General features: G+C 35.8%; 2 protein-coding genes and 1 tRNA gene. All 3 read right to left on the reverse strand.

All coding sequences use genetic code 11. From position 1 onward, the window contains the following. Positions 1 to 254: 254 nt before the first annotated feature. The 3 genes from VNJ50_RS03875 to VNJ50_RS03885 all read right to left on the reverse strand — a co-directional run bounded on the left by VNJ50_RS03875 (position 255) and on the right by VNJ50_RS03885 (position 2135). Positions 255 to 327, reverse strand: a tRNA-Met gene (locus VNJ50_RS03875). A gap of 167 nt (positions 328 to 494) precedes the next feature. Further along, the gene (locus VNJ50_RS03880; RefSeq protein WP_325579231.1) at positions 495 to 1400 is read right to left on the reverse strand and encodes a Two component regulator three Y domain protein; all 906 of its coding nucleotides are present in this window, start codon (positions 1398 to 1400) and stop codon (positions 495 to 497) included. Positions 1401 to 1604: 204 nt separating this feature from the next. Next, positions 1605 to 2135: a DUF4136 domain-containing protein gene (locus VNJ50_RS03885; RefSeq protein ID WP_325579233.1), complete on the reverse strand. Its 531-nt coding sequence runs from the start codon at positions 2133 to 2135 to the stop codon at positions 1605 to 1607. Between the last annotated feature and the right edge of the window lie 158 nt (positions 2136 to 2293).

Raw genomic sequence — 2293 nt, forward strand, 5'->3', positions numbered from 1 at the left:
TCGGCGATTATTAGGCGCTTTTGGATATGCTATAAACAGTCTTGCTGTGAACTCAAAGTTATACCAAGAAAGTGAAATTGATACAAAAAGACATATAATCGATTCGATATTTCCTGAAAAATTGGAGTTTGACGGAAAAACTTATCGAACCGCTCGAATGAATGTAATCGCAAACTATATCTTTCAGATAACCAACGGATTACTCCAAAAAAAGAACAGGACAAACGAAAGTAAATTTCATTTGTCCTGTTTAGTAGCGGGAACAGGACTCGAACCTGTGACCTTTGGGTTATGAGCCCAACGAGCTACCTACTGCTCTATCCCGCGATATACTTTCAAAATAACACACTTAACTTTTAATTCTCGGACCATAATTCCGAAAGCACTATTTTGAGAATGCAAATATACACATTTTTTATCGATTACGAAATGTTTTATAATAAAAAACTCCCGACAAATGAATGACGGGAGTTTGAAATAGGATGTTTCTTAAGCTAATCTTCTGTGTCCAAAGTAACAAGCACACCTCCATTGTTTCCATTCTGGTGATCAAATTCAATCAGATTTGGAAATTTTTTCTCCAACTGCGCCAATTCTCCTTTAAAACTGTTGTGTCCGATCAAAAGCGTCTTTAGTTTGGACAACTTAAATAGCGATGTAGGCAAATCGCCATAAAAGGCATTATTAGATAATACCAGTTCTTCAAGATTAGCTAAATCACCAATGGAAGTAGGAATTTCACCGAACAGTTCATTGTCAAAAACACTAAATGTCTTCAACTTTTTGAGCTGTGATAAATTGTTGGGCAATTTCCCTGTAAGGGCATTACTACTTATAACAAATGTTTCCAAGTTGGTAAGATTTTCCATAGATACCGGAAGCGTGCCCAATAAGTTGTTATTATACAACTCCAAGGTTTTCAACTGTGACAGATTACCAATGGAAACTGGAATAGATCCGGACAATTCATTCATAAACAATTTTAAAGATTCCAAAGAAGACAAATTGGTCAAATCAGCAGGAATCGTTCCTCTTAATTGATTCATGGACAAATTGAGTTCTTTCAGGGCAATCAATTTACCTATCGTGGCAGGAATGGATCCCGAAAGAGAATTCCTAAATAAACTTAAATGTTGTAGATGTTGCAGATCACCTAATTCATTAGGCAAAGTACCTTTTAATAGGTTATAATCGAGTTGGAGAGCAATAACCTTACCATCGGCCACTTCAACACCATGCCAAGTATCAACCGATGCTTCTAAATCCCAAGTCGTACGCCAAGCGGCACCGTTGGTTGAATCATAAAGTGCTAGGAGAGCGTTTTTTTCTTGTGTTGAAATCTGAGCATAAGAAAGAACGGAAGTCAATAAAAAAAGTAGGTTAAGTTTTAGGGTTTTCATACAAAAATAATTTGGTTGTAACGTATCGTACGAATGTAGACGATTATCGATAAAAAACCAATTATTTTCGATGAACGGCGCGTGTGGGTTTTTCAAAAATAAACAGTCACCTTATTGTCAATAAGTTAACTACTCCTTGTTATTTCTTTAAATATCGCAAAATGATGGATTTATGAAATCGCTTTGATGAGTTGAAAACGCTAATTATTTTTTAATAGCTGGTGGATATCCTGAGAGAACTTTTTCAACAATAGCATCAAATTGTGCGGCTTTTACTTCTGGCTTTGCATCGGGCTGATAGCCACTGACACTAACAGCTTGCCAAAACAACCCTGATTTACTTTCATCAACAAATTCAAAAACAATCTCCCTATGGATCTTGGATTGACCAACAGGAATGCCAATAGAGATCCCACCACCAACATGGCCACCACCTCCACCAAGTCCCACACCTACATTATTACGTTGATGTTCCTGAAACGTGCTGGTCTTTATATTGATAAGAAAATCTGGCGCATCAGACAAGTGCAATCCTTTGGCCTGCAATTTAGCATCCAAGGCGTCAAAAAGCCTATTGGCATCCAATTCACTCATTCCTATATCCATTCCATCATAATAATTATAGGATTTATAAGCGCTAAAATCGGTACCCTGATCATAATCATAATTGACCCTAACTGCTGCACACGACAAAACAAAGAATGAAAGACCAAATAAAACAACTATCTTTTTCATATATTTTTACTTTAAGAGCCTGTTTAAAAATTATAGTTTGAATTTTTATAGATATTTTTAGATAGATTTTAGTTTTTGATAATGAAGATTTAGCGGGCTAAATCAAGTAATCAAAGGCTAAAAGATGCTAAAAAGAGCATAAAAAGACAACTAAGAAA

It is taken from the genome of Gelidibacter sp. (assembly GCF_035577925.1).
GTDB lineage: Bacteria > Bacteroidota > Bacteroidia > Flavobacteriales > Flavobacteriaceae > Gelidibacter.

Coding starts and splice junctions, on each gene's coding strand:
- VNJ50_RS03885 (WP_325579233.1), bottom strand. CDS start 2,135: ATGAAAAAGATAGTTGTTTTATTTGGTCTTTCATTCTTTGTTTTGTCG.
- VNJ50_RS03880 (WP_325579231.1), bottom strand. CDS start 1,400: ATGAAAACCCTAAAACTTAACCTACTTTTTTTATTGACTTCCGTTCTT.